Here is a 24,015-nt window from a genome sequence, read left to right on the forward strand (position 1 = left end):
CTCTGATGCCACCGGTGTCGTGGTGTCACGTCCAGTGGACCCTCCCGTACTGGTCAACGCCAGGCGGGGGGCTCTAGTTCCCTTGTGCGTACGACGCCGGGGGTGGGCCGTCCGGGTGAGGACGGTGGTATGTGCCGGTGGCTCAGAAGAGTCCGGTGGCGGCGAAGCGCAGGACCAGTTGGGGTGCTCCGGAGAGGGCGATTCCGAGTGCGCCGGTGAGGGCGAGCGCTGCGGTGAGGGGCGCGGGGACGCGGTGCTTGCCGTGCTCGCCCACCGGGGCGCGGAACAGCAGGGCCGTCCACTGAAGGTAGTAGAAGAGCGCGATGACCACGTTGACGGCCATGACGACCGCCAGCCAGCCCAGGCCCGCGTCGACGGCCGCCGAGAAGACGGTCACCTTGGCGAAGAGCCCGATGACACCCGGCGGCAGTCCGGCGAGGCACAGCAGGAAGAAGGCCAGGAGCAGCGCTGCCAGTGGGTTCGACGCGTACAGGCCACGGTAGTCGCTGATGCGGTTGAGGGCTCTGCTACGGCCCACCAGGGCGGCCACCGCGAAGGCACCGAGGTTCACGGCCGCGTACATGAGGGCGTAGGCGACGGTGGAGCCGATCGACTTCTGGGTGTCCTTGGAGTACGCGGCGGCGGCGATCGGCACCAGGAGGTAGCCGGCCTGACCGACGGAGGACCAGGCGAGCAGCCGTACCGCGCTGTACGCGCGCGTGGCCTGTTGGCGCAGGGCGCCCAGGTTGCCGACCGTCATGGTGAGGGCGGCCAGCGCTGCGAGCGCGGGACCCCACACGTCGGCGTACGACGGGAAGGCGACGACTGTGACGAGGATCAGGCCGGAGAAGCCGACCGCCTTGCCGACGACCGACAAGTAGGCGGCGATCGGGAGGGGCGCTCCTACGTAGGTGTCGGGTACCCAGAAGTGGAAGGGGACCGCTGCCGTCTTGAAGGCGAAGCCGACGAGGGTGAGGGCGACGCCGGTCTGGGCGAGCGGGTGGAACTGGCCGTCCACGTGCTGGATGCGGTCGGCGATCCGGGTGAGGTACAGGGTGCCCGTGGTGGCGTAGACGAAGCTGACACCCATCAGGCTGACCGCGGTCGCGGTGACCGAGGACAGGAAGAACTTGAGGGCCGCTTCGGCGGACTTCTTGTCGCCGTGCCGGATGCCGACGAGGGCGAACGCGGGCAGGGAGGCGACCTCCAGCGCGACGATCAGGGTCGCGAGGTCACGGGAGGCGGGCAGGAGGGCGGCGCCTGCGGCCGAGGACAGGAGCAGGAACCAGTACTCCCCTTCGGGGAGTCCCCTGTCGGCGTCCTTCAGGGTGGTGATCGACAGGAGGGCCGCCAACAGGGCGCCGCCGAGGACCAGGAACTGGATGACCAGGGTGAAGCGGTCCGCCGTATAACTGCAGGCGGTCGCGTCGCCGGTGAGGCAGAAGGTGGCGCGGTCGCCGTCCAGGAGGGGCAGCAGCATGAGCGCGGAGGCGGCCAGGCCCGCGACCGACACCCAGCCCAGGAGCGCTTTTCTGGCGTCCTGGAGGAACAGGTCGGCGACGAGGACCACCAGGCCGACGACCGCCGTGATGGTGGGCGGTGCGATCGCGAGCCAGTCGACGGGCTGGACCATCGACTCCGCGAGAGGCTGGGCCAGGGCGCTCATCGGGTGCCTCCTGAGAGGAGCTGCTGCACGGCCGGGTCGGTCAGGCCGAGGAGTGCCTTCGGCCACAGGCCGGCGGCGACGGTGAGGGCGACGAGCGGGGTCCAGGCCGCGAACTCGTACGTCTGGACGTCGGCGAGCTTCGGCGCTTCCTGCGAGACGGCGCCCATGCAGACGCGGCGGACCACCGCGAGCATGTAGGCGGCCGTCAGGAGGGTGCCGAAGGCCGCGATCGCCATGAAGGTGAGGAAGGCGGGGCGGCTGAGGTCGGCGGCGGGTTTGAACGCGCCGAACAGCGCGAGCATCTCGCCCCAGAATCCGGCGAGTCCGGGCAGTCCGAGCGAGGCGACGGCGGCGAACGCGAGCAGGCCGCCGAGGCGCGGGGCCTTTCCGTAGAGGGCTGCGCCGGTCTCCTCGGCGAGGGTGTCGAGGTCGGTGGTGCCTGTGCGGTCCTTGAGGGCGCCGACGAGGAAGAACAGGAGGCCGGTGATGAGGCCGTGGGCGATGTTGGCGAACAGCGCGCCGTTCACGCCGGTCGGGGTCATCGTCGAGATGCCGAGCAGGACGAAGCCCATGTGGCCGACGGAGGAGTACGCGATGAGGCGTTTGAGGTCGCCCTTCGCGCCCTGTCTGGCGAGGGCGAGGCAGGCCAGGGAGCCGTAGATGATCCCGACGACGGCGAAGGCGGCGAGATAGGGCGCGAAGGTGTGCATGCCGTCGGGGGCGATCGGCAGCAGGATGCGGACGAACCCGTACGTGCCCATCTTCAGCATCACGCCGGCCAGCAGGACCGAGCCGACGGTCGGTGCGGCGGTGTGGGCGTCGGGCAGCCAGCTGTGCAGGGGCCACATCGGCGTCTTCACCGCGAGCCCGACACCGATCGCCAGAACGGCGATGACCTGCACGGATGTGGTCAGCGACCGGCCGTTGTCAGTGGCGAGTGCCACCATGTCGAATGTGCCCGCCTTGATTCCGATCAGGAGCAGGCCGAGCAGCATGACGACGGAGCCGAGCAGTGTGAAGAGGATGAACTTCCAGGCGGCCTGGGTCCGTTGGGCACCACCCCAGCGGGCGATGAGGAAGTACATCGGGATCAGGACGGTCTCGAAGGCGAGGAAGAAGAGGATCAGGTCGAGGACGGCGAAGGTGGCGAGGGTGCCGGACTCCAGGAGGAGGATCAGGGCGACGAATGCCTTCGGGGACGGGCCCGAAGCCCGCGGCGTCAGCCGCTGATGTTGCTGCTTGAAGTAGGAGTAGAGCGCGCAGAGGAAAGTCAGCAGCGCGGTCAGGACCAGGAGGGGGAGGGAGATGCCGTCGATGCCGAGGTGGATGCGCACGTCGAGTGCGGGGATCCAGCTGATGTCGGTCGTGGCCTGCATCTTCGACGGATGGTCGTGGTCGAAGCCCAGCGCGAGGACGATCGCGGCGATGAGGATCACGCCGGTCACGGTGACGCCGTGCCGTAGTACGGCCTGTTCGGGCGACTTCCCCTTCAGCCCGGGCGGCGCGGGCAGCAGGGCGGTGACGGCGCCGAGGAGCGGGCCGACGACGATGAACGCCAGAAGGACCTGCATCACGGACTCGTTGATATCGATCACGCCTGCTCACGCTCCCGTGGCGACGAGGAGGACGGCGACCGTCAGGACGACGGTGCCGGCGAGCAGCGCGCTCACATAGGTCTGCATATTGCCGGTCTGGGCGCGCCGTACGGCGGCGCCGAGCAGGCGGGGCAGGGTGCCCGCGCCGCGTACGTAGGTGTCGACGACCTCGCGGTCGAGGAACCGGACGAGACTCGCTGCGGCCATCACCGGGCGGACGAACAGGGCCGCGTACGCGGCGTCCAGATGGAAGCCGGAGGCCGCGTGGCGGTGCAGCGGGCCGAGTAGCAGGCGGCCCGGGTCCGCCGGGTCGGGTGCCGAGGCCACGTCCCCGTAGGCGGGCGTGTGGCTCGCGATGGCCTCCGCCTCGACGAGTCCGGCGTCGCCCTCCGGGTGGGCCGCGACCGCGCCCAGCGGTGCGCGGGCCGCGAGCGCGGTGGTGTGCCGCCAGGCGCCGTAGGTGACGATGCCGCCGACGAGGGCGACGCCCGTGCCCAGCACCGAGGTGGTGAGCGTGGGGGTCAGGTCGCGGCCGTCGAACCAGCCGGGGAGCACGCGGTAGGCGAGCCCGCCAAGGGCGAGGGACGGGACGGCGAGCACCCACAGCACGGCGTTCATCGCCACGGGCTGCCTGCCGTGATCCGGGGCCTCAACTCCCCGTCCGTGGAAGGCGAGCAGCCACAGGCGCGTCGCGTACGCGGCGGTGAGCAGGGCCGTGAGCAGACCGGCGGCGAGGACGATCCAGCCCGCGACGCCGGGGACGTGCGCGGTGTCTCCGGTGGCCGCGTGTTCGGCGGCGCCGAGGACGGACTCCTTGGAGAAGAAGCCGCTGAAGGGCGGGATCGCGGCGAGCGCGAGGAGCGCCACGGTCATCGTCCAGAAGGCGTCCGGAACGCGGGCGCGCAGGTTGCCCATGCGGGACATGGCGGCCAGCGAGTTGGTGCCGGAGGCGTGGATGATCACGCCGGCCGCGAGGAAGAGCAGCGCCTTGAAGGCGCCGTGGGACAGGAGGTGGAAGACGGCGGCACCGCGGTCGCCGACGGCGAGGGCGCCGGTCATGTAGCCGAGTTGACCGATCGTCGAGTAGGCGAGGACGCGTTTGATGTCGTCCTGGGCGAGCGCGGCGAGGCCCGACCCGGCCATCGTCACCGCGGCCATGACGGCGAGGACGACCATCGCGGCCGAGGAGGCCTCGAAGACCGGGAGGAGACGCGCGACGAAGTAGACACCGGCGGCGACCATCGTCGCGGCGTGGATCAGTGCGGAGACAGGCGTGGGGCCTGCCATCGCGTCGGGGAGCCACGTGTGCAGCGGGAACTGCGCCGACTTGCCCGCCACGCCGGCCAGGAGCAGCAGGGCGATCAGCGTCGGGTGGTGCAGCCCGCCGTTCGTGACGGTGCTCAGGACCTTGGTGATGCGGAAGGACCCGGCGTCGATGGCGAGCGCGAACAGGCCGATCAGGAAGGGGACATCGCCGAGTTTGGTGACGAGGAAGGCCTTGATGGAGGCGGCGCGGGCCTCCGGGGTCTCCCAGTAGTGGCCCACGAGGAAGTAGGAGCAGATGCCCATGACCTCCCAGCCGACCAGCAGCACGATCAGGTCGCCGGAGTAGACGACCAGGAGCATCGCGGAGGTGAAGAGGGAGACGAGCGCGGCGTACGAGGGGTAGCGCGGGTCGTCGCGCAGGTAGCCCGTCGAGTAGATCTGCACGCAGGTGGCGACGAAGCCGACGAGTACGGCGACGAGGGCGGCGAAGCCGTCGATGTGCAGGGCGAGTTCGACGGGGACCGAACCGGTGGGCGTGAGTTCGGTGGCGGAGTCGATGGCCGCGTCGCCGCCCTGCCGTACGGCGACGATCGCGGCCAGCGCGAGCGCGGCGAGCGTCGGCAGTACGGCGAGCGGACGGACGAACCCCGGGGCGGTGCGGCCCAGGAACAGGCCGGCCGCCGCGCCCAGGAACGGAAGGAGGGGGACGAGGACGGCGAGGGTGGTCGTGGTCACGCGGTGGCCTCAGCCTTCTCGGCCGCGGGGGGCTCGGTGCCCTCGCTGTCGGAGCCGCCGGGGCCGGACCCGCCGGTGCTGTCGGAGCCGCCGGATCCGTCGGGGCCGTCGGTTTCGTGGCCCTCGGCGGTGTCGCGGAGCTTGTCGATGTCCGAGGTGCCGCGGCCCCGGTAGACGGCGAGGACGATCGCCAGGCCGATGCCGATCTCGGCGGCGGCGATGGCGATGGCGAACAGGGTCAGGGCCTGGCCGGAGTGCAGCTTCTCCTCGGCGGTCCTGCTGAGCCAGACGTCGAAGGCGACCAGGTTCAGGTTGACGGCGTTGAGCATCAGCTCGACCGACATCAGGACGAGGATCGCGTTGCGGCGGGCGAGGACGCCGTAGATGCCGGTGCAGAAGAGGAGGGCGGCGAGCACGGCGGGATAGACGAGGTGCATCAGCGGGCTCCCTTCTGCTCGATGGGGTTGTTCTGCGCGGTCGCGTTGTTCTGCGCCGTCTGGTTCTGCCCAGTCGGGTCGTTCCGCCCAGTCGGGTCGTTCCGCTCGGTCGGGTCGTTCCGCTCGGTCCGTTTGTCCCGCGCGGTCGGATCGTTGCCTTGAGACCGGCTATTTCGCCTGAACGTGTGATTACGGGAATCCGGGACGGATGGGGAACTACCGGTCGCGCCCCGGGAGTTCACAGGGGGAGAGCTCAGCTCCGACTTCGTCTTGCGGGACAGGACGATCGCGCCGACCAGGGCCGCGAGGAGAAGGACGGAGAGGGCCTCGAAGGGGAGGACCCAGTTCTGGAACAGGCTCGCGCCGGTCACCGCGGTCGAGCCGGCGGCAGGACCGTCCAGGTCCATCCAGGTCGCGCGGAAGGCGTCGACGACGACCCAGACCAGGGCCGCCGCGGCGGCGACGGCCACGGCGAGGGCGGCCCAGCGGTTGCCGGAGTCGGCATCCGGGGAGCGGCCGATGGGGGCCTTGGTGAGCATCAGACCGAAGAGAAGGAGGACGACGACGGAACCGACATAGATGAGGACCTGCACCCAGGCGATGAACTCGGCGGTGAGGAGGAGGTATTCGACGGCGAGACCCCCGAGGGTCACCACGAGCCACAGGGCGGCGTGCACCAGCTGCTTGGTGGTGACGGTGACGAGGGCGGCACCGAAGGTGACCAGACCGACGAGGAGGAAGGCGATCTCGACGCCGGTCGGGGAGAGGAACCCGTGGGTGTGGGGGGCGGCGAGGGGTGCCGTGGCAGTCACGGCGACGGTTGCGGCGAGGGTCACGACTGGCCCTCCGGCGGCTCGGTGGGGTCGGCGGGGTCGGGCTGCGTGGTCTCCGCCGGCGTTGCGGCTTCCGGCGTCTGCGTGGTCTCCGCTGCTTCCGCGGCCTGAGCTGCGTGACCTGCCTGTGCTGCCTGTGCTGCCTGTGCTGCCTGTGCTGCCTGAGTCGCGGCCAGTTTCTCGGCGGTCTTTCGGGCGGTGGCGATCTCCTTGGGTTCCTCGGCGCCGGGGTCGAGGGCGGGTGGGGCCGGGACGGTCCACATCCACTCGCGGAGCTTGTCGCGTTCGTGGGTGAGTTCGTGGATGTCGGTCTCGGCGTACTCGAACTCCGGGGACCAGAACAGCGCGTCGAAAGGACAGACCTCGATGCAGATACCGCAGTACATGCACAGGGAGAAGTCGATGGCGAAGCGGTCGAGGACGTTGCGGCTGCGCTCGCGGCCGCCGGGGGCGGCCGCCGGGACCGTCTCCTTGTGGGAGTCGATGTAGATGCACCAGTCGGGGCACTCACGGGCGCAGAGCATGCAGACCGTGCAGTTCTCCTCGAACAGGCCGATGACCCCGCGGGTGCGGGGCGGGAGGTCGGGCTGGGTGTCCGGGTACTGCTCGGTGACGGTCTTCTTCGTCATCGTGCGGAGGGTGACGGCCAGGCCCTTGGCCAGACCGGAGCCGGGGATCGGGGCCACTAGAGGAACACCACCTTCACGACGCCGGTGAGGGCGATCTGAGCGAGGGAGAGGGGGACGAGGAGGGTCCAGGAGAGTTTCTGGAGCTGGTCCTCGCGCAGGCGGGGATAGGTGACGCGGAGCCAGATGACGACGAAGGCGAGGATCCCGGTCTTCAGCAGGGTCCACACCCAGCCGAGGCCGTCCGCGCCCCACGGGCCGTGCCAGCCGCCCAGGAAGAGGACGGTGGTCAGGCCGCACAGGACGACGATTCCGGCGTACTCGGCGAGGAGGAAGAGGGCGAAGCGGAGACCGGTGTACTCGGTGTAGGCGCCGAAGATGATCTCGGAGTCGGCGACCGGCATGTCGAAGGGAGGGCGCTGGAGTTCGGCCAGGCCCGCCACGAAGAAGACGACCGCGCCGACGATCTGCCAGGGCAGCCACCACCAGTGGAAGGCGTCGAGGATGCCGGGGAGGGAGACCGTGCCGGCCGCCATCGCCACAGAGGCGGCGGTGAGCAGCATGGGGAGTTCGTAGGCGAGGAGTTGTGCGGCGGTGCGGAGGCCGCCGAGGAGGGAGAACTTGTTGGCGGAGGCCCAGCCGGCCATGAGCGAGCCGAGGACGCTCACGCCCATCACCGCGAGGACGAAGAAGATGCCCGCGTCCAGGACCTGGCCGACGGCGCCCTCGCTCGGGCCGATGGGGATGGCGAGGAGGACGAGCAGATACGGGAGGAGGGCCACGGCGGGGGCGAGTTGGAAGATACGGCGGTCCGCGCCCGCCGGGACGATGTCTTCCTTCTGGGCGAACTTGACGCCGTCCGCGACGAGTTGGGCCCAGCCGTGGAAGCCGCCGGCGTACATGGGGCCGAGGCGGCCCTGCATGTGGGCCATCACCTTGTGCTCGGTCTGGCCGACGATCAGGGGGAAGGTGAGGAAGACGACGAAGACGATCAGGAGTCGCAGGGCGACGTCGAACACGTCGTTCACTGCGGGCCTCCTGTGGGGGTGTCGGGAGTGGGGTCTTCGGGGCCGGCGCCGTCGCGTGTAGGGCCCTCCGCAGTGGGGGGCGAATCGGTCCGTTCAACTGCGTCCGAGTCCGGTGCAGTTGCGTCCGAGTCCGGCTCCGGCCCGGGCTGCTGCTCGAAGGCTGGGCTGGCGTTGTGCCATGGGGCGTCCGTGCTGCGGGGAGCGGTAGGGGGCTGGGTGGTGCTGCCCTCTCGTGTTGATGCCCCACCCTCACCAGAAGGCACCGCACCCCCAGCCGGCGCCCCCTGACTCACGGACCCCTCCGAAGCCGAACGGGCCCGCCGCACGGGGCGATCACCCGCCGCACGGGCCGTACCGTCACCGGCCGCACGAGTTGGAGACTCACCGGCCGCACGAGTTGGAGTCTCGCCCGCCGCAGGTGCAGGACGATCACCCCCCGCACGTACCGGACGCTCACCCGCCGCACGCGCCGGACGTTCACCCGCAGCCCGCCCCGCCCCCCGCGCGGGCCGTGCCGGAGCCGCTGGGAGCCGGCCCTTCAAGGGGCCCCACTCGTTCGGGTCGGGCACGCCCGGCGGGAGCATCTGGCGGCGTTTCGGGCCGCCGTGGTCGGACTCGCCCGGTTCCTTCGCTCCGGGCCAGGCCTTGGCGACTCGGGCCGCGAGGACGAAGTCCTTGCGGAGGGGGTGGCCCTCGAAGGTTTCCGGGAGGAGGAGGTGGTCCAGTGCCGGGTGGCCCTCGAAGTCGACGCCGAACATTTCGTGGGTCTCGCGTTCGTGCCAGGCGGCGCCCGCGTAGACGCCGACGGCGGTGGGCAGTGCCGGGGTCTCGTGCGGGACGGTCGTACGGACGAGGAGACGGCGTACCGGTGACAGTGCCACGACGTGGGCGGAGACGCGGAAGCCGGTGCCTGGTTCGTCGACCGCGCTCAGCCAGTCGAAGTAGGTGCAGCCAAGGTCGTCGCGGGCGGTGCGCAGGGCGGCGAGCCAGGTGGCGGGGGGTACGTCGACCGTGAGGAGGTCGTAGGACTCCTCGGCCGTGGACTCCGTACCGAACAACTCCTCGACCGGGGCGGGCAGCCAGCCGACGGCGGTCATCGGGCATCACCCGAGCCGGAACCGGAGCCCGAGTCGGAGGCCGAGCCCGCATCCCCGCCCCCGCCCGCACCCGCACCCGCACCCGCACCCGCGGAACCCCCATCAGGTGCCGGCGCCGGTACCAACCCGCTCTGCAGCGCAGCCGTAGAAGGACGGCCCGCGGCAGTCGGCCCGTACCGCTCCCCCAGCGATTCCCGGGCGATCTTCTCCTGGAGTTTGAGGATGCCCTGGAGGAGGGCTTCGGGGCGGGGCGGGCAGCCGGGGACGTAGACGTCGACCGGGATGATCTGGTCGACGCCCTTGGTGACCGAGTAGGAGTCCCAGTACGGGCCGCCGCAGTTGCTGCACGCGCCGAAGGAGATGACGTATTTGGGCTCGGGCATCTGCTCGTAGAGGCGTTTCACGGCCGGGGCCATCTTGTCCGTGACGGTGCCGGAGACGACCATCAGGTCGGCCTGGCGCGGGCCCGGGGCGAAGGGGATCACGCCCAGGCGGATGAAGTCGTGGCGGGCCATGGACGCGGCGATGAACTCGATGGCGCAGCAGGCGAGGCCGAAGTTGAAGACCCAGAGGGAGTAGCGGCGGCCCCAGTTGAGGACCACCTTCATGGGTTCGGGGGCCAGCCGGGCGAGGGCGCCCAGGCGTTTCGGCTCGGGGAGGTACACCGGCTCCGGCGAGGACGAGGAGGAGGTCATGTCTGGCGTCACGTCCATGCCAGGACGCCCTTCTTGTATGCGTACAGCAGGCCCACGGTCAGGAAGCCGAGGAAGACGAACATCTCGACGAGGGTGGTCGCGCCGTAGCCCGGCGCGGCGAAGACCGTCGCCCAGGGGAAGAGGAAGATCGAGTCGACGGCGAAGATGACGTACAGGAACGCGTAGACGTAGTACCGGACTTGGGTGTGGGCCCAGCCCTCGCCGACGGGGTCGACGCCGCACTCGTACGTCAGGAGCTTCTCGGGGGTGGGGACGACCGGGCGCAGCAGGCGGCCCGCGCCGAAGGCCACGGCGACGAAGAGCACACCGACGACGGTGAGCAGTCCCACGACGGAGTAGGACCGGAAGTAGTCCGCCGCGACGACCACGGTCGGCTCCCGCAAGGTGTCCGGCAACGTCTCCCGCAAGTCCGACCCCTCCTCCTCCGCACGGGCTTCCCCACGAGCCGCTCCGGTGACCCGGTGCCCCCGTGACCCATGTGAACTCTGTGTTCGACGATCTGTACGCACGGGAGTCTAGGCCCTGTTAAAGGCACGGTAAGCAGCCCGTCACGGCTTGAGATCCGCTCGGAATGACGGGACGGACGCGATGGTGGGGTTTTCCCCAGCAGACCCGGGCGGCGGACCTCATGGCGCCGGAGCGCGTCGCGCGGCACGCTGGCCCATATGACCGTACGCATTCCCTACGCCGACCCGGCGGCACCCGGCGGCGAACTCGACGAGCCGCTGCCGCCGGCCCGCTTCGCCTACGACAGACACACCTGGAAGGAGATCGCGCATCTCCTGACGAATCTGCCGGTGTCGGTGTTCGGCTTCGTCTATGTGGTGACGATGCTGTTCATCAGCGCCGGGCTGACCGTCACCGTGGTCGGGTTTCCGCTGCTCGCGCTGGGGTTGATGGGCGCGCGGCTGATCGGGAAGTTCGAGCGCGGCCGGGCCCGGCGGCTGCTCGGGGTGCGGATCGACGAGCCGAGCCCGTTGCCGTGGCGCAAGGGCGGCGGGCTGCTGCAACGGGTGTGGATGGCGCTGAAGGACCCGGTGGGCTGGCGGACGGTGCTGTACGACGGGATGCGGTTGCCGTGGGGCATCGTCACCTTCACCGTCACGCTGACCTCGTTGTTCGTGCTGTGGCCGGTGCTGCCGTTCATCGCGCGCGGGCTGGCGAACGCGGACCGGGCGATGGTGCGCGGCCTCCTCTCCCCCTCCGACGAACTGGAGCGCCGGATCGCCGAGTTGGAGTCCGACCGGGGTGTCGTGGTCGACACGGCGGCGGCGGATCTGCGGCGGATCGAGCGCGACCTGCACGACGGGGCGCAGGCCCGGCTGGTCAATCTGGCGATGGGGCTGGGGCTGGCCAAGGAGAAGCTGCTGGAGGGCCGGGCCGACGAGCAGGTCGCCGCGATGGTCGACGAGGCGCACGGCGAGGTGAAGCTGGCGCTGCAGGAACTGCGGGATCTGGCCCGCGGGATCCACCCGGCTGTGCTGACGGACCGCGGCCTCGACGCGGCCCTGTCCTCGGTCGCTTCGCGCTGCACGGTGCCGGTGAAGGTGACGGCCGACCTCGGCGCGCGCCCGGCCGCCGCCATCGAGGGCATCGCGTACTTCACCGTCTCCGAGCTGCTGCAGAACATCAGCAAGCACAGCGGCGCCCGTACGGCGTCGGTCGACGTGTGGCGGTCGGACGACCGCCTGCTCATCCAGGTCTGGGACGACGGCCGCGGCGGCGCCAACCTCGACGGCGGCACCGGCATGCGCGGCCTCGCCGACCGACTCGGCGCGGTCGACGGCCTGTTCGTCCTCGACTCACCGCCGGGCGGCCCTACGACGGTCACGGCGGAACTGCCGTGGCGGGAACGGACCTCCGAGCCACCCCGGAGGTAGGGAAAACCCCCCTCCCGAGAGGCCGACGGACTCCATGGTCCACGGACCTGCGGTCGAGCAGTCTGGGGATACGACAGCAGGGCTGCGGAAACGAGTAGAACGGGACGACGTCAATGGCCACGGAGTACGGGCAGGGGTACGGATCGCACGGCACGTTCGGCCTCGACGAGCGGCGTCAGCGCCGGCACCGGTTGCCGACCGCGCTGCGCGCACCCCTTGAGGCGCGCAGCTGGCGGGAGTTCGGCTATGTGCTGCTGAGCCTGCCGATCAGCATCCTTCTCTTCACCTACGCCGTCACGATGGTGTCGCTGGGCGCGGGCCTGCTGATCACCTTCCTCGGCGTCCCGGTCCTGGCGGGCGCCCTGGCCGGCTGCCGCGGTTTCGGCGCGCTGGAACGGGCGCGGGCCCGCCGCCTGCTCGACCTGGACGTCGCCGCCCCCGAGCCGCTGCGCATGAAGAAGAACGGCCCGATGGCCTGGATGGGCGCGGTCCTCAAGAGCGGCTCATCCTGGCGCCATCTGCTGTACGCGCTGCTGCACCTCCCGTGGGCGGTCTTCTCCTTCGCCATCGCCCTCACCGTCTGGGCGTACGGCTGGGCCATGCTGACGTACCCGCTGTGGTTCTGGCTCTTCCCGATGTACGGCGGCGGGGGCGGCCTTCAGCTGTACGGCGACGAGCACCACCGGATCTATCTGGACAACCCCTTCGAGATCACCGTGACCGCGCTGGTCGGACTGCTGTTCACGCTGGCCACGCCATGGATCGTGCGGGCCCTGACGATGGTCGACCGGCTCATGGTGCACGGGCTCCTCGGACCGTCGACGCTGGCCACGCGGGTCGTGGAGCTGGAGTCGGACCGGGGTGTCGTGGTCGACACGGCGGCGGCGGATCTACGGCGGATCGAGCGCGACCTGCACGACGGGGCGCAGGCCCGGCTGGTGGCTCTGGCCATGGATCTGGGGCTGGCGAAGGAGAAGCTGACGGAGGACCCGGAGGCCGCGGCGCGGATGGTGGGCGAGGCGCACGGTGAGGTGAAGACGGCGTTGCAGGAGCTGCGGGATCTGGCGCGCGGGATCCATCCGGCGGTGCTGACCGACCGGGGGCTGGATGCGGCCCTGTCCTCCGTGGCCTCGCGGTGCACGGTGCCGGTTCAGGTGGAGGTGGATCTTCCCGCGCGGCCGGCGGCGGCCATCGAGGGGATCGCGTACTTCACCGTCTCCGAGCTGCTGCAGAACATCAGCAAGCACGCGAAGGCGACCTGGGCGGCCGTGGATGTGTGGCGGGTGGAGAACCGGCTGATGCTGCAGGTCGTGGACAACGGGGTGGGCGGCGCGGATGCCTCCGGCGGTTCGGGGCTGGCCGGGCTTGCCGGGCGGCTGGACGCGGTGGACGGGATTCTGGTGGTGGACTCACCGGTGGGTGGGCCCACCCGGATCACGGCGGAGCTGCCCTGGCGGGGTTGAGGGGGCGGGGCGGGGAGTTCGGGCAGGCCTGATTTCTCCACCCCCACCACCCTCCGCAGGCTGGGGTCCGATCTAACCATTCAACGCACTCGACAACGGTTAGATTTACCCCCAGCCTCCACCACCCCCCGACTCCCGATTCCATCCCCTCGCCCGCACCAAGCCGCGAACCCTGGAATGCTGGACCTGTCGTGTGGACGGACGCGAGTCGACGTGGGCCGGCAGGGCGGGCAATGGGGGGCCGAACATCGTGGAGGACAGGGTGCGGGTGGTCATCGCCGAGGATTCAGTGCTGCTCAGGGAGGGCCTGACCCGGTTGTTGACCGACCGGGGGCACGACGTGGTGGCCGGAGTGGGCGACGGGGACGCGCTGGTGAAGACCATCACCGAGCTGGCCGAGCAGGGCGCACTGCCGGACGTGGTCGTGGCCGATGTACGAATGCCGCCGACGCACACCGACGAGGGCGTACGCGCGGCCGTGGAGTTGCGCAAGGCGCATCCCGGCCTCGGTGTGCTGGTGCTGTCGCAGTACGTGGAGGAGCGCTACGCCACCGAACTGCTGGCCGGTTCCACGCACGGCGTCGGCTATCTGCTGAAGGACCGGGTGGCCGAGGTGCGTGAGTTCGTCGACGCGGTGGTGCGCGTGGCCTCGGGCGGTACGGCGCTCGACCCGGAGGTGGTCGCGCAGCTGCTCGGGCGCAGCCGTAAGCAGGACGTGCTCGCCGGACTCACCCCGCGGGAGCGCGAGGTGCTGGGGCTGATGGCCGAAGGGCGGACGAACTCCGCGATAGCCCGGCAGCTCGTGGTGAGCGACGGCGCGGTCGAGAAGCACGTCAGCAACATCTTCCTGAAGCTCGGCCTGTCGCCGAGTGACGGGGATCACCGACGGGTTCTGGCCGTCCTCACCTACCTCAACTCCTGACAGAATCCTGCCAAACTGACACCGTGTCAGCTGTCCGGCCGCCGACCGGCGGTTGTTCACCGCCGTCAGTTTGCCGTCAGCCGAGTCCGAGACTCGGACAGCGCAATCCGAGAACCAGTCAGCGCAACGGGAGCGTCGTCAAGGGAAGTGCCGGGGGGCGGGAAATCATGACAAGTCAGGGCGCCTGGCCGTCTCAAAACAGCATCCATCATGCGAACGGCCGAAGGAAGGCGACCCTTACAGACGTAGGGTTGATCCTGGGAGGGTCGGCAGTACGACCATGCCCGGACAGCGTCCTCGAAGAGGAGGTCCAGTTCAGTGACCAGCCAGGTCAGTAGCCCAGCGGAGCAGGCCGACGGAGCCGTCGTCGGGGAACAACGCAAACCGGCGGGGGTGAAGGACGTCCACCGCCTGGACCGGGTGATCATCCGGTTCGCCGGTGACTCGGGTGACGGTATGCAGCTCACCGGTGACCGTTTCACCTCGGAGACGGCGTCCTTCGGGAACGACCTCTCCACACTGCCGAACTTCCCGGCCGAGATCCGCGCCCCCGCAGGCACCCTGCCGGGGGTTTCGTCGTTCCAGCTGCATTTCGCCGACCACGACATCCTGACCCCGGGCGACGCGCCCAACGTGCTGGTCGCGATGAACCCGGCGGCCCTGAAGGCGAACATCGCCGATGTGCCGCGCGGTGCGGAGATCATCGTCAACACGGACGAGTTCACCAAACGCGCGCTGCAGAAGGTGGGTTACGCCGCCTCGCCCCTCGACGACGGGTCGCTGGACGGCTACAGCATGCACCCCGTCCCGCTGACGACCCTCACCGTGGAGGCGTTGAAGGACTTCGGCCTGACCCGCAAGGAGGCCGAGCGCAGCAAGAACATGTTCGCGCTGGGCCTGCTGTCGTGGATGTACCACCGGCCGACCGAGGGCACCGAGAAGTTCCTGAAGTCGAAGTTCGCGAAGAAGCCGGAGATCGCGGCGGCCAACATCGCGGCGTTCAGGGCGGGTTGGAACTTCGGCGAGACGACGGAGGACTTCGCGGTCTCCTACGAGGTCGCCCCGGCCACCACGGCGTTCCCGACCGGCACCTACCGCAACATCTCCGGGAACCTGGCCCTGTCCTACGGCCTGGTCGCCGCGTCCCGGCAGGCGGACCTCCCGCTCTTCCTGGGCTCGTACCCGATCACCCCGGCCTCGGACATCCTGCACGAGCTGAGCCGGCACAAGAACTTCGGCGTACGGACCTTCCAGGCCGAGGACGAGATCGCGGGCATCGGCGCGGCGCTGGGGGCGGCCTTCGGCGGCTCACTCGCGGTGACGACGACGAGCGGCCCGGGCGTGGCCCTGAAGTCGGAGACCATCGGTCTCGCCGTCTCCATGGAACTCCCGCTCCTCGTCCTGGACATCCAGCGAGGCGGCCCCTCCACGGGCCTGCCGACCAAGACGGAACAGGCCGACCTGCTCCAGGCGATGTTCGGGCGCAACGGCGAGGCGCCGGTCCCGATCGTCGCCCCGTGCACCCCGGCCGACTGCTTCGACGCGGCGATCGAGGCCGCGCGGATCGCGCTCACCTACCGCACCCCGGTGATGCTGCTCTCGGACGGCTACCTGGCCAACGGCAGCGAGCCCTGGCGCATCCCCGACATCGACGAACTCCCGGACCTGACCGTCCAGTTCGTGCAGGGCCCGAACCACACCCTGGACGACGGCACCGAGGTCTTCTGGCCCTACAAACGCGACCCGCAGACCCTGGCCCGCCCGTGGGCGATCCCCGGCACGCCCGGCCTGGAACACCGCATCGGCGGCATCGAGAAGCAGGACGGCACGGGCAACATCTCCTACGACCCCGCCAACCACGACTTCATGGTCCGCACCCGCCAGGCCAAGATCGACGGCATCGACGTACCGGATATGGAGGTCGACGACCCGCACGGCGCACGGACGCTGGTCCTGGGCTGGGGCTCGACGTTCGGCCCGATCACGGCGGCGGTCCGCCGTCTGCGGGGCGCCGGCGAGTCGATCGCGCAGGCGCATCTGCGCCACCTCAACCCCTTCCCCCGCAACCTCGGCGCGGTCCTCAAGCGCTACGACCGGGTGGTGATCCCCGAGATGAACCTCGGTCAGCTCGCCACGCTGGTGCGGGCGAAGTACCTGGTGGACGCGCACTCGTACAACCAGGTGAACGGCATGCCGTTCAAGGCTGAGCAGCTCGCCACGGCTCTCAAGGAGGCCATCGATGGCTGAGACGTCCACGGAAGGCACGGGCACGATCGAGGCACTTTCACTCGTCCCCAAGGCCGAGGCAGTGCAGTCCATGAAGGACTTCAAGTCCGATCAGGAAGTGCGCTGGTGCCCCGGCTGCGGTGACTACGCGATCCTCGCGGCGGTGCAGGGCTTCATGCCGGAACTGGGCCTCGCCAAGGAGAACATCGTCTTCGTCTCCGGCATCGGCTGTTCCTCCCGCTTCCCGTACTACATGAACACGTACGGCATGCACTCCATCCACGGCCGCGCCCCCGCGATCGCGACGGGCCTGGCCGCGTCCAGGCGGGACTTGAGCGTCTGGGTGGTCACGGGCGACGGCGACGCCCTCTCCATCGGCGGCAACCACCTGATCCACGCCCTGCGCCGCAACGTCAACCTGAAGATCCTCCTCTTCAACAACCGGATCTACGGCCTGACGAAGGGCCAGTACTCGCCGACCTCCGAGGTGGGAAAGATCACCAAGTCGACGCCGATGGGTTCGCTGGACGCCCCGTTCAACCCGGTGTCGCTGGCGATCGGCGCGGAGGCGTCCTTCGTCGCGAGGACGATCGACTCGGACCGCAAACACCTCACCCAGGTCCTCCGCGAGGCGGCCGCCCACCCCGGCACGGCCCTGGTCGAGATCTACCAGAACTGCAACATCTTCAACGACGGCGCCTTCGACGCGCTGAAGGACCGCCAGCAGGCCGAGGAAGCGGTCATCCGCCTGGAACACGGGCAGCCGATCCGCTTCGGCGCGGACGGCGCGCGGGGGGTCGTACGGGACGCGGCGACGGGCGACCTGAAGGTGGTCGACGTAACCCCGGACAACGAGTCCCAGATCCTGGTCCACGACGCCCACGCAGCCTCCCCCACAACCGCCTTCGCCCTCTCCCGCCTGGCCGACCCGGACACCCTGCACCACACCCCGATCGGCGTCCTGCGCTCGGTGAAACGCCCGGTCTACGACACACAGATGGCCGACCAGCTCGACACGGCGATCGTGCAGAACGGCAAGGGCGACCTGGCCGCACTGCTGGCGGGCGGGGACACCTGGACGGTTGTGGGCTGACGGTTCGTCTCGCTGTTGCGTGAGGGCCTGGGCGTATTGCCCGGGCCCTCTTGCCTGTTCACGTCACGCGTCGGGGATGTCCCGCTTGGCGCGGAGGAGCGTGTCGCGGGTGATGACGACGATGCGCTCGTAGTCGGCACGGCCGGCGTCGGCGGGGAGGAGGTCGTGGAGCTCCTCCGTACGGTCGGTGCCGATCACGGCGAAACTGCCGTCGCTGAGTTCGAAGAGATCGGGGCAGGTCTCGCAGCTGAAGCTGCCTCGCTGGCTCGGCGAATCACCGAGACGGCGCCGGAAACTGACGGGCGAGAGGGCATGGCGCACGACGGAGCTCTCCTCAACGGGAGGTGTGTGTTAGGAGGTCGCCCAAACTATGGACCCGGAACGCGGGTCCTTGGGTCCCGTTTCCAGGATTTGACCCGGACGCGTTTCTCCCTACGGAGTGCGCCTCGTCGTTTGCCACGGTACCAACCTGATCAAAGCACCGGAGGGCCTACGATCCACCACTCCTCCAGGTCGTCCGGGATTTCCTCGATGATCGCGTCGACAGCACGGCCGACCTCGGCCTCAAGGCACTCCTCAGGCAGGCTCCGCCGTTGTTCCGTGGTGTTTTCCCAGTACTCGACGAACAAACGATTGCGGCACAACACCCGTAGGTGGCCCAACAGTTCCTCACGGCTCAGCGAGCCCGTGCGGTGGGCGAGCAGGATGGCCGCGTACGTGCGGTTGGCGAACATCAACTGGCGGCGCTTCTGCACCGGGAGCCCCTTGAGCGTGCTCATGGCGTCCGCCAGTACGGGATCGTCGATCGAACGGTCCTGCTGCTGCGCGATGATCCGGTGATGCTGGATCAGGTTGGCGCTGTGCAATTCGTCCGCCACCCTGCCGATCTCCGTCCTCAACAGGCTCACCTCACGCAGTAGTTGCCCGGTGAGGCCACGCGGATTCGACCTTCTCCTGATGCGACGCGTCCTTGCCATGGCACCCCCAACTCCAATGGCCGTGTGCTGCTCAGGGTGCTTTATGTGTGCCCGCCGGCGTCAGCGGCACTCTTTCGGGAGAGCCCGTTCCGGTACGCCCCTCATTTCAGCCCCGATTTCGCCGCGTCATAAACCTCCCGCGCCTTCTCCACCTCCCCCATCCGCTCCGTGGCCCACACCGCCAGCCCCCGTACCTGTTCCGCCGCCTCGCGTCCCAGGTCGGTCAGGGAGTAGTCGACCCGCGGCGGGATCACCGGCTGGGCGTCGCGGTGCACCAGGCCATCCCGCTCCAGGGTCTGCAGGGTCTGCGCCAGCATCTTCTCGCTCACCTGCCTGACCTCTCCGACCGCGCGGCGGAGTTCGCTGAAGCGGTAGGGGCGATCGAGGAGTTCGATGAGGACCAGGACGCCCCAGCGGGACGTGACGTGTTCCATGACCAGGCGGTGCGGGCACATCGCCTCACGCACGGCGCGGCCACCCGTCATCTCTGCACTTACTGCCATGCCTGTACCTTACTTCAAAGTGTGTACTTTCCAGGAGTTAGCGCCTCCCCTAGGGTTAGTGACACGCACCGCACCACACCGCACACCCACAAGGAGCTGTTACTCATGAGCATCGTCGTCACCGGAGCCACCGGACACCTCGGCCGTCACGTCGTGGAGCAGTTGCTGGAGAAGGTTCCGGCCGACCAGATCACCGCTGTCGTCCGTACGCCGGAGAAGGCCGCCGACTTCGCGGAGCGCGGCGTGAAGATCGTGGTCGCGGACTACAACACCCCCGAGACCTTCGACAGCGTCTTCGCCGCCGGCGACAAGGTGCTGCTGATCTCCGGCAACGAGTTCGAGAAGGGCCGCGTCGGACAGCACAAGGTCGTCATCGAGGCCGCGAAGGCCGCCGGTGTCGCGCTCCTCGCCTACACCAGCGCCCCCGGCACCCTCACCGCCGCCCTGGCCGACGACCACCGCGGCACCGAGGAGGCGCTGCTGGCGTCCGGCGTGCCGTACACCCTGCTCCGCAACGGTTGGTACAACGAGAACTACACCGAGAACCTCGCCCCCGTCCTGGAGCACAACGCCGTCGTGGCCGCCGCCGGTGACGGCCGGGTCTCCTCCGCGAGCCGCGCCGACTACGCCGCTGCCGCTGTCACCGTGCTGACCGGCGAGGGCCACGAGAACCAGACGTACGAGCTGGGCGGCGACGAGGCGTGGGGCTTCGCCGAGTACGCGGCCGAGCTGAGCCGGCAGACCGGCAAGGAGATCGCCTACAACAACGTGCCCGCCGAGACGCTCGTCGGCATCCTCACCGGCGCGGGCCTGCCCGAGCCGTTCGCCGCGATCCTCGTCGGCGTCGACGCGTCCATCGCGGAGGGCCAACTGGTTGTCTCCACCGGGGACTTGTCCCGCCTGTCGGGCCGCCCCACCACGCCGATCAGCGAGTCGATCGCGCTCGCGCTCAAGGGCTGACCCGCCTCCGGAGGGCCTCCCCCGGCCATCACGGCGTGACGACCGGGAACGCCTTGCCGGCCCGGGTCTTGGGGGTGTCCGGGGTGCGGTGGGTGAGCGCGCCGTTGTGCGGGGTGAGGCGGTGGCCACGTCGATCGATCTCGACACCGGGTGGGAGTGGCCGCACGCCGGACGCGCCCCCTCCCCCGGCTGTCATGACCGTATGGCGATACGGCCATGACAGCCGGGCCCGCCCGGCGCTACCTTCGTGCTGGCCGCGCCGACGCGGCCGGGGCACGGCGTGCGAAGGAGGGGCCCGTGAGCGGGAAGCCGAACGGGAAGCCGAAGGGCGAACAGCACCACATAGGACTGCTGAACGGCTTCGCGGCATACGGCATGTGGGGCCTGGTCCCGCTGTTCTGGCCGCTGCTCAAGCCCGCGGGCGCCGCCGAGATCCTCGCCCACCGCATGGTGTGGTCGCTGGCTTTCGTCGCCGTGGCGCTCCTCGTGATCCGGCGCTGGGCCTGGGCCGGTGAACTCCTGCGCCAGCCACGCAAGTTGGGCCTCGTCACGATCGCCGCGGCCTTCATCACCGTCAACTGGGGCGTCTACATCTGGGCCGTGAACAGCGGCCACGTCGTCGAGGCCTCGCTCGGCTACTTCATCAACCCGCTCGTCACCATCGCGATGGGCGTCCTCCTCCTGAAGGAACGCCTGCGCCCGGCGCAGTGGGCCGCGGTCGGCGTAGGCCTGGCCGCCGTGATCGTCCTGGCGGTCGGCTACGGCCAGCCACCCTGGATCTCCCTCTGCCTGGCCTTCTCCTTCGCGACGTACGGCCTGGTGAAGAAGAAGGTCAACCTCGGCGGCATCGAGTCCCTGGCCGCGGAGACGGCGATCCAGTTCCTGCCCGCACTGGCCTACCTGCTGTGGCTCGGCGCGCACGGCAAGGCGACCTTCGCCCAGGAGGGCCTCGGCCACGCCACCCTCCTCGCCTCCACCGGCGTCGTCACCGCACTCCCCCTCGTCTGCTTCGGCGCGGCCGCGATCCGGGTGCCGTTGTCGACCCTGGGCCTGCTCCAGTACCTGGCCCCGGTCTTCCAGTTCCTGCTGGGCATCCTGTACTTCCACGAGTCGATGCCACCCGCACGCTGGGCGGGCTTCGCGCTCGTCTGGCTGGCCCTCATCCTCCTGACGACGGACGCATGGCGCACGGCACGCAGGGGCAGGGCGGCAGCGGCGGCGATCCTCCCGGAGAGGTCCCCGGCCGGGAGCCCGAACCCGGCGGACACGGTGGAGGCGTAGCCCCGCAGGCACACCGCACCGATGCCAGAGTGAAGGGCATGGCGAAGACACCCACCCCACTCCACTGGAAACTGGTCATCGACGCGGCCGACCCCCACGCCCAGGCGGACTTCTGGGCGGCCGCGCTCCACTACGAGCCCGAGGACAACAGCACCCTCGTCCGACAGCTCCTGGAAATGGGCGCGTTGCCCGCGGCGGCGACCGTCGACTTCCACGGCCGCCCGGCCTTCCGCGACCTGATGGCCGTACGCCACCCCGACGACCCCTACGACAAGGAACGCGGCACAGGTCTGGGCCGCCGACTGCTCTTCCAACGCGTACCGGAGCCGAAAACCACCAAGAACCGCGTCCACCTCGACCTGCACCCGGGCCCGGACCACCGCGAGGCCGAGGTGGAACGCCTCACGGCCCTGGGCGCAAGCGTCCTGCGCCGGGTGACGGAACCGGCCGGCGCGTGGGTCGTGATGACGGACCCCGAGGGGAACGAGTTCTGCGTGGCCTAGGCGGCGGCCTTCACTCAGCAGCCCTGCGGGCGCGCTCCGTGAGGCGCCCCATACGCGCGCGGGCGGACTCCAGTTCCTCTATGTCCTCTACGGCGGGCCCGTCCTCGGCGGTGAGTTCGGTCCACAGGTCGATGAGGTCGCGCCCGAGGGCAAGGCCCTGCTCCGGGTCGCGTACGGCACGCCACGCCGTGGCCGCGCTCTGGACGTTGCCGTAGGCGGCCTCCGCGTCGTGGGCGCGGTGGCGGATGCGGGCGAGGTCGAGGGAGAGGTGGAAGGCGCGGAGCGGGTCACCGGCCAAGTAGGCGATGTAGGCGGCGAGTTCGCGCAGCCGTAGAACCTCGGAGTGCTCAGGCCCGAGAGCACCCGCCGCATCCGCGACGGTCCGCTCCGCAAGACCCGCGGCCTCGTCGATCCGCCCCGCCTTGACGGCCTCGTTGATCCGCACCATCGGCTCGATGAGAAACGCGGTCCCGGCGCCGTCGGTCGTCACCGGTTCGTCCCCCAGCACGGCCTCGGCCACGGCGTCGAACCCACGGGCGGGCGTCGGCTTGGGGTCCGGTTCCGGGGCGGTGAGGGCGAGGTCGGGAATGGGGATGGCGGCAGGACGGGAGGCACGTTCGGGAGCGACCGGCGGTACATCCGCGACCGGCGCCGAGTCCATCACCGGCGGCGGCCCGAACGCTCCCGTAGGCGCCTGGACCGACCCCAGCGGCGCACCCCCCTCGGCCGACTCCGGCACCGCGTGCAACGGAAACGTGGGCGCAGACTCCCCCACCGACTCGGGCACGGCCCGCAACGGAAAGGTCGGAACCACCTCGCCCTCCGCCACCGGAGCGGATACGGCCCGCAGCCGATGAGTCACCGGATCACCACTCGCCGCAGGGCGATCCTCAGCTCCCGGCACCATGTCCGGCCCAGGTTCCACGAAGTCCGCAGACCCGCCCGGCGGCAAAGCAGGCGGCGGCGGAAACCCACCCGGCACAGCCCCCGCACTCACACTCACACTCGCACCGGCCATAGCCCAAGGCTCCGCCGAGAAGTGACTGGACCCGTCCGGATCGATCTGGAGCGGAACGACGTACCCGATGCGAGCGTCGTGGATGGTGGCCTGCACGGGATGCCCCGTGGCCGAGGCGATGCGATGAAGGTGGCTCAGAACCGCCTGCTGGATCTCCTCCCCCGCGACGACCGCGACCGGCACTCCACCGATCGACGCACCACCGGCACCCGGCCCGTCAACGGGTACGCGTACCTCGAAGGGTGACGCGGCGGGTGCCGAGCGTGCGGCTCGCTTCTGTTCCCGCTTCTTCTCGCGGCTGAGTCGAGTCATCGGTTCCCTCACTCGCATGCGTCGGGGAGGCGGCCCGCGTTCCCCAGCGTCAAGATCCGTTCGTACGCGTACTGTTGAGTCTCGCCGTTCCCTTCAGGTTCTCAGGTCACCGCGACGTCACAGCCTCGTCCCAGGAGCTCCGTGAGCACCGGCGGGGTCACGAGGGAGGAGCTCGGTCATGCAGACAGGTGGACGGCAGGGCCCGGAGATCTGGCTCCGCGGACCGGTACCGCTACCGGTGGACGGCCCGCACGCAAGGACACCGGAAGCACCCGAGCGCCCCTCCAGTATCCCCGCCGGCATCGCCACCACCCCACGCCGCCGCTTCTCCTGGGTCGCCACCCACGGCGGCACCGGCGCCACCACCCTCGCCTCGGTCTACGGCGGCCAGGACTGCGGCCGCGACTGGCCGGGCCCCGAGGACCCACCGTCGATCCTGCTAGTCGCCCGCACGCATGCCGCAGGGCTGGCCGCCGTCTCCCGCGCCCTGGAGGCCTTCCGCCGCGGCGAGGCCCCCGCGGGCCTCGACCTGGACGCCGTAGTCCTCGTAGCGGACGCCCCCGGCCGCCTGCCCCGCCAACTCGCCCAGCACATCAAGGCCATCGAATCGGTGATCGACGTCTACCGCGTCCCCTGGGTCCCGGCCTGGCGCATCGGCGACCTGACCGGCGAGCCACCCCGCGAGACAGAAGCCCTGGCCCGCCTCACAGGCACGATCCGACACCCGCGCTGACACACACCCCAGCCCCACGAGCCCGCAGCCGCCAACGAAACGGGAGCGGGTCGTGGCGGTACGGCGCAGCCCGCCGCGTACCCGGCACCAACCCGTTCAACCGTGGTCACAAACAGAGGGGCCCCACCAGCGGCGGGCTCGCCGT

At 70.1% G+C, this 24,015-nt stretch carries 25 protein-coding genes; 10 read left to right on the top strand and 15 right to left on the bottom strand.

What is annotated here, in order from left to right; all coding sequences use genetic code 11:
* Positions 1-142: 142 nt before the first annotated feature.
* From ACGFY9_RS32240 to ACGFY9_RS32285, 10 genes are read right to left on the bottom strand one after another with little or no spacing between them, the layout of a single operon-like run.
* Positions 143-1,666, bottom strand: coding sequence for an NADH-quinone oxidoreductase subunit N (locus ACGFY9_RS32240; protein WP_393759965.1), 1,524 nt, complete (start codon positions 1,664-1,666; stop codon positions 143-145).
* A complete protein-coding gene (locus tag ACGFY9_RS32245; protein ID WP_393759967.1) occupies positions 1,663-3,261 on the bottom strand; it encodes a NuoM family protein in 1,599 nt (532 codons plus the stop codon). The genes ACGFY9_RS32240 and ACGFY9_RS32245 overlap by 4 nt, the downstream gene beginning before the upstream one ends.
* 6 nt (positions 3,262-3,267) lie before the next feature.
* Positions 3,268-5,262 (bottom strand): NADH-quinone oxidoreductase subunit L, encoded by a 1,995-nt coding sequence (locus tag ACGFY9_RS32250; RefSeq protein ID WP_393759969.1) that lies wholly within the window; start codon positions 5,260-5,262, stop codon positions 3,268-3,270.
* Positions 5,259-5,699 (bottom strand): NADH-quinone oxidoreductase subunit NuoK, encoded by a 441-nt coding sequence (gene nuoK, locus ACGFY9_RS32255; protein ID WP_393759971.1) that lies wholly within the window; start codon positions 5,697-5,699, stop codon positions 5,259-5,261. Before nuoK ends, ACGFY9_RS32250 begins: the two co-directional genes overlap by 4 nt.
* A complete protein-coding gene (locus tag ACGFY9_RS32260; RefSeq protein ID WP_393759973.1) occupies positions 5,699-6,535 on the bottom strand; it encodes an NADH-quinone oxidoreductase subunit J in 837 nt (278 codons plus the stop codon). Before ACGFY9_RS32260 ends, nuoK begins: the two co-directional genes overlap by 1 nt.
* A complete protein-coding gene (locus ACGFY9_RS32265; RefSeq protein ID WP_393759975.1) occupies positions 6,532-7,218 on the bottom strand; it encodes a NuoI/complex I 23 kDa subunit family protein in 687 nt (228 codons plus the stop codon). Before ACGFY9_RS32265 ends, ACGFY9_RS32260 begins: the two co-directional genes overlap by 4 nt.
* Positions 7,218-8,186 (bottom strand): NADH-quinone oxidoreductase subunit H, encoded by a 969-nt coding sequence (locus tag ACGFY9_RS32270; protein ID WP_393759977.1) that lies wholly within the window; start codon positions 8,184-8,186, stop codon positions 7,218-7,220. The genes ACGFY9_RS32265 and ACGFY9_RS32270 overlap by 1 nt, the downstream gene beginning before the upstream one ends.
* Positions 8,183-9,283, bottom strand: a complete 1,101-nt coding sequence (locus ACGFY9_RS32275) for an NADH-quinone oxidoreductase subunit C (RefSeq protein WP_393759979.1) — start codon at positions 9,281-9,283, stop codon at positions 8,183-8,185. Before ACGFY9_RS32275 ends, ACGFY9_RS32270 begins: the two co-directional genes overlap by 4 nt.
* A complete protein-coding gene (locus ACGFY9_RS32280) occupies positions 9,280-9,996 on the bottom strand; it encodes an NADH-quinone oxidoreductase subunit B (RefSeq protein ID WP_393759981.1) in 717 nt (238 codons plus the stop codon). The genes ACGFY9_RS32275 and ACGFY9_RS32280 overlap by 4 nt, the downstream gene beginning before the upstream one ends.
* Complete coding sequence (locus ACGFY9_RS32285) at positions 9,987-10,406, bottom strand: NADH-quinone oxidoreductase subunit A (RefSeq protein WP_393759983.1); 420 nt, start codon at positions 10,404-10,406, stop codon at positions 9,987-9,989. Before ACGFY9_RS32285 ends, ACGFY9_RS32280 begins: the two co-directional genes overlap by 10 nt.
* A gap of 258 nt (positions 10,407-10,664) precedes the next feature.
* Between ACGFY9_RS32285 and ACGFY9_RS32290 the strand changes: the two genes are divergently transcribed.
* The 5 genes from ACGFY9_RS32290 to ACGFY9_RS32310 all read left to right on the top strand — a co-directional run bounded on the left by ACGFY9_RS32290 (position 10,665) and on the right by ACGFY9_RS32310 (position 17,583).
* A complete protein-coding gene (locus tag ACGFY9_RS32290) occupies positions 10,665-11,879 on the top strand; it encodes a sensor histidine kinase (RefSeq protein ID WP_393759984.1) in 1,215 nt (404 codons plus the stop codon).
* Between the two features lie 113 nt (positions 11,880-11,992).
* A complete protein-coding gene (locus ACGFY9_RS32295) occupies positions 11,993-13,342 on the top strand; it encodes a sensor histidine kinase (RefSeq protein ID WP_393759985.1) in 1,350 nt (449 codons plus the stop codon).
* A 262-nt stretch (positions 13,343-13,604) separates the two neighbouring features.
* On the top strand, positions 13,605-14,264 hold the full coding sequence (locus ACGFY9_RS32300; RefSeq protein WP_328686389.1) for a response regulator transcription factor: 660 nt from the start codon (positions 13,605-13,607) through the stop codon (positions 14,262-14,264).
* A 318-nt stretch (positions 14,265-14,582) separates the two neighbouring features.
* Positions 14,583-16,511, top strand: a complete 1,929-nt coding sequence (locus ACGFY9_RS32305) for a 2-oxoacid:acceptor oxidoreductase subunit alpha (RefSeq protein WP_393759986.1) — start codon at positions 14,583-14,585, stop codon at positions 16,509-16,511.
* The gene (locus ACGFY9_RS32310; protein ID WP_393759987.1) at positions 16,504-17,583 is read left to right on the top strand and encodes a 2-oxoacid:ferredoxin oxidoreductase subunit beta; all 1,080 of its coding nucleotides are present in this window, start codon (positions 16,504-16,506) and stop codon (positions 17,581-17,583) included. Before ACGFY9_RS32305 ends, ACGFY9_RS32310 begins: the two co-directional genes overlap by 8 nt.
* Positions 17,584-17,646: 63 nt before the next feature.
* Here ACGFY9_RS32310 and ACGFY9_RS32315 read toward each other — a convergent pair whose 3' ends face one another.
* The 3 genes from ACGFY9_RS32315 to ACGFY9_RS32325 all read right to left on the bottom strand — a co-directional run bounded on the left by ACGFY9_RS32315 (position 17,647) and on the right by ACGFY9_RS32325 (position 19,063).
* Positions 17,647-17,904 (bottom strand): hypothetical protein, encoded by a 258-nt coding sequence (locus tag ACGFY9_RS32315; RefSeq protein WP_393759988.1) that lies wholly within the window; start codon positions 17,902-17,904, stop codon positions 17,647-17,649.
* Between the two features lie 152 nt (positions 17,905-18,056).
* Entirely contained in the window at positions 18,057-18,560 is a 504-nt protein-coding gene (locus ACGFY9_RS32320; protein ID WP_393759990.1) for a DUF6082 family protein, read from the bottom strand.
* A 101-nt stretch (positions 18,561-18,661) separates the two neighbouring features.
* On the bottom strand, positions 18,662-19,063 hold the full coding sequence (locus ACGFY9_RS32325; protein WP_393759992.1) for a winged helix-turn-helix transcriptional regulator: 402 nt from the start codon (positions 19,061-19,063) through the stop codon (positions 18,662-18,664).
* A 105-nt stretch (positions 19,064-19,168) separates the two neighbouring features.
* Here ACGFY9_RS32325 and ACGFY9_RS32330 point away from each other — a divergent pair, with 105 nt between their 5' ends.
* On the top strand, positions 19,169-20,023 hold the full coding sequence (locus tag ACGFY9_RS32330) for an SDR family oxidoreductase (RefSeq protein ID WP_393759994.1): 855 nt from the start codon (positions 19,169-19,171) through the stop codon (positions 20,021-20,023).
* A 28-nt stretch (positions 20,024-20,051) separates the two neighbouring features.
* Here the strand turns inward: ACGFY9_RS32330 and ACGFY9_RS32335 are convergent, their stop codons facing one another.
* Complete coding sequence (locus ACGFY9_RS32335; protein ID WP_393759996.1) at positions 20,052-20,189, bottom strand: hypothetical protein; 138 nt, start codon at positions 20,187-20,189, stop codon at positions 20,052-20,054.
* 131 nt (positions 20,190-20,320) lie between these two features.
* Here ACGFY9_RS32335 and rarD point away from each other — a divergent pair, with 131 nt between their 5' ends.
* On the top strand, positions 20,321-21,304 hold the full coding sequence (gene rarD, locus ACGFY9_RS32340; protein ID WP_393759998.1) for an EamA family transporter RarD: 984 nt from the start codon (positions 20,321-20,323) through the stop codon (positions 21,302-21,304).
* A 38-nt stretch (positions 21,305-21,342) separates the two neighbouring features.
* A complete protein-coding gene (locus ACGFY9_RS32345) occupies positions 21,343-21,807 on the top strand; it encodes a VOC family protein (protein WP_393760000.1) in 465 nt (154 codons plus the stop codon).
* A gap of 10 nt (positions 21,808-21,817) precedes the next feature.
* Here ACGFY9_RS32345 and ACGFY9_RS32350 read toward each other — a convergent pair whose 3' ends face one another.
* A complete protein-coding gene (locus ACGFY9_RS32350) occupies positions 21,818-22,669 on the bottom strand; it encodes a hypothetical protein (protein ID WP_393760002.1) in 852 nt (283 codons plus the stop codon).
* A gap of 279 nt (positions 22,670-22,948) precedes the next feature.
* Here ACGFY9_RS32350 and ACGFY9_RS32355 point away from each other — a divergent pair, with 279 nt between their 5' ends.
* Together ACGFY9_RS32355 and ACGFY9_RS32360 are read left to right on the top strand one after the other, a co-directional pair.
* The gene (locus tag ACGFY9_RS32355) at positions 22,949-23,071 is read left to right on the top strand and encodes a hypothetical protein (RefSeq protein WP_393760004.1); all 123 of its coding nucleotides are present in this window, start codon (positions 22,949-22,951) and stop codon (positions 23,069-23,071) included.
* A 244-nt stretch (positions 23,072-23,315) separates the two neighbouring features.
* Positions 23,316-23,870, top strand: coding sequence for a DUF6668 family protein (locus tag ACGFY9_RS32360; protein ID WP_393760006.1), 555 nt, complete (start codon positions 23,316-23,318; stop codon positions 23,868-23,870).
* Positions 23,871-24,015: the final 145 nt, after the last annotated feature.

The sequence above is a fragment of the Streptomyces sp. NPDC048504 genome, assembly GCF_043200035.1.
In the GTDB taxonomy this organism is placed as follows: Bacteria; Actinomycetota; Actinomycetes; order Streptomycetales; family Streptomycetaceae; genus Streptomyces.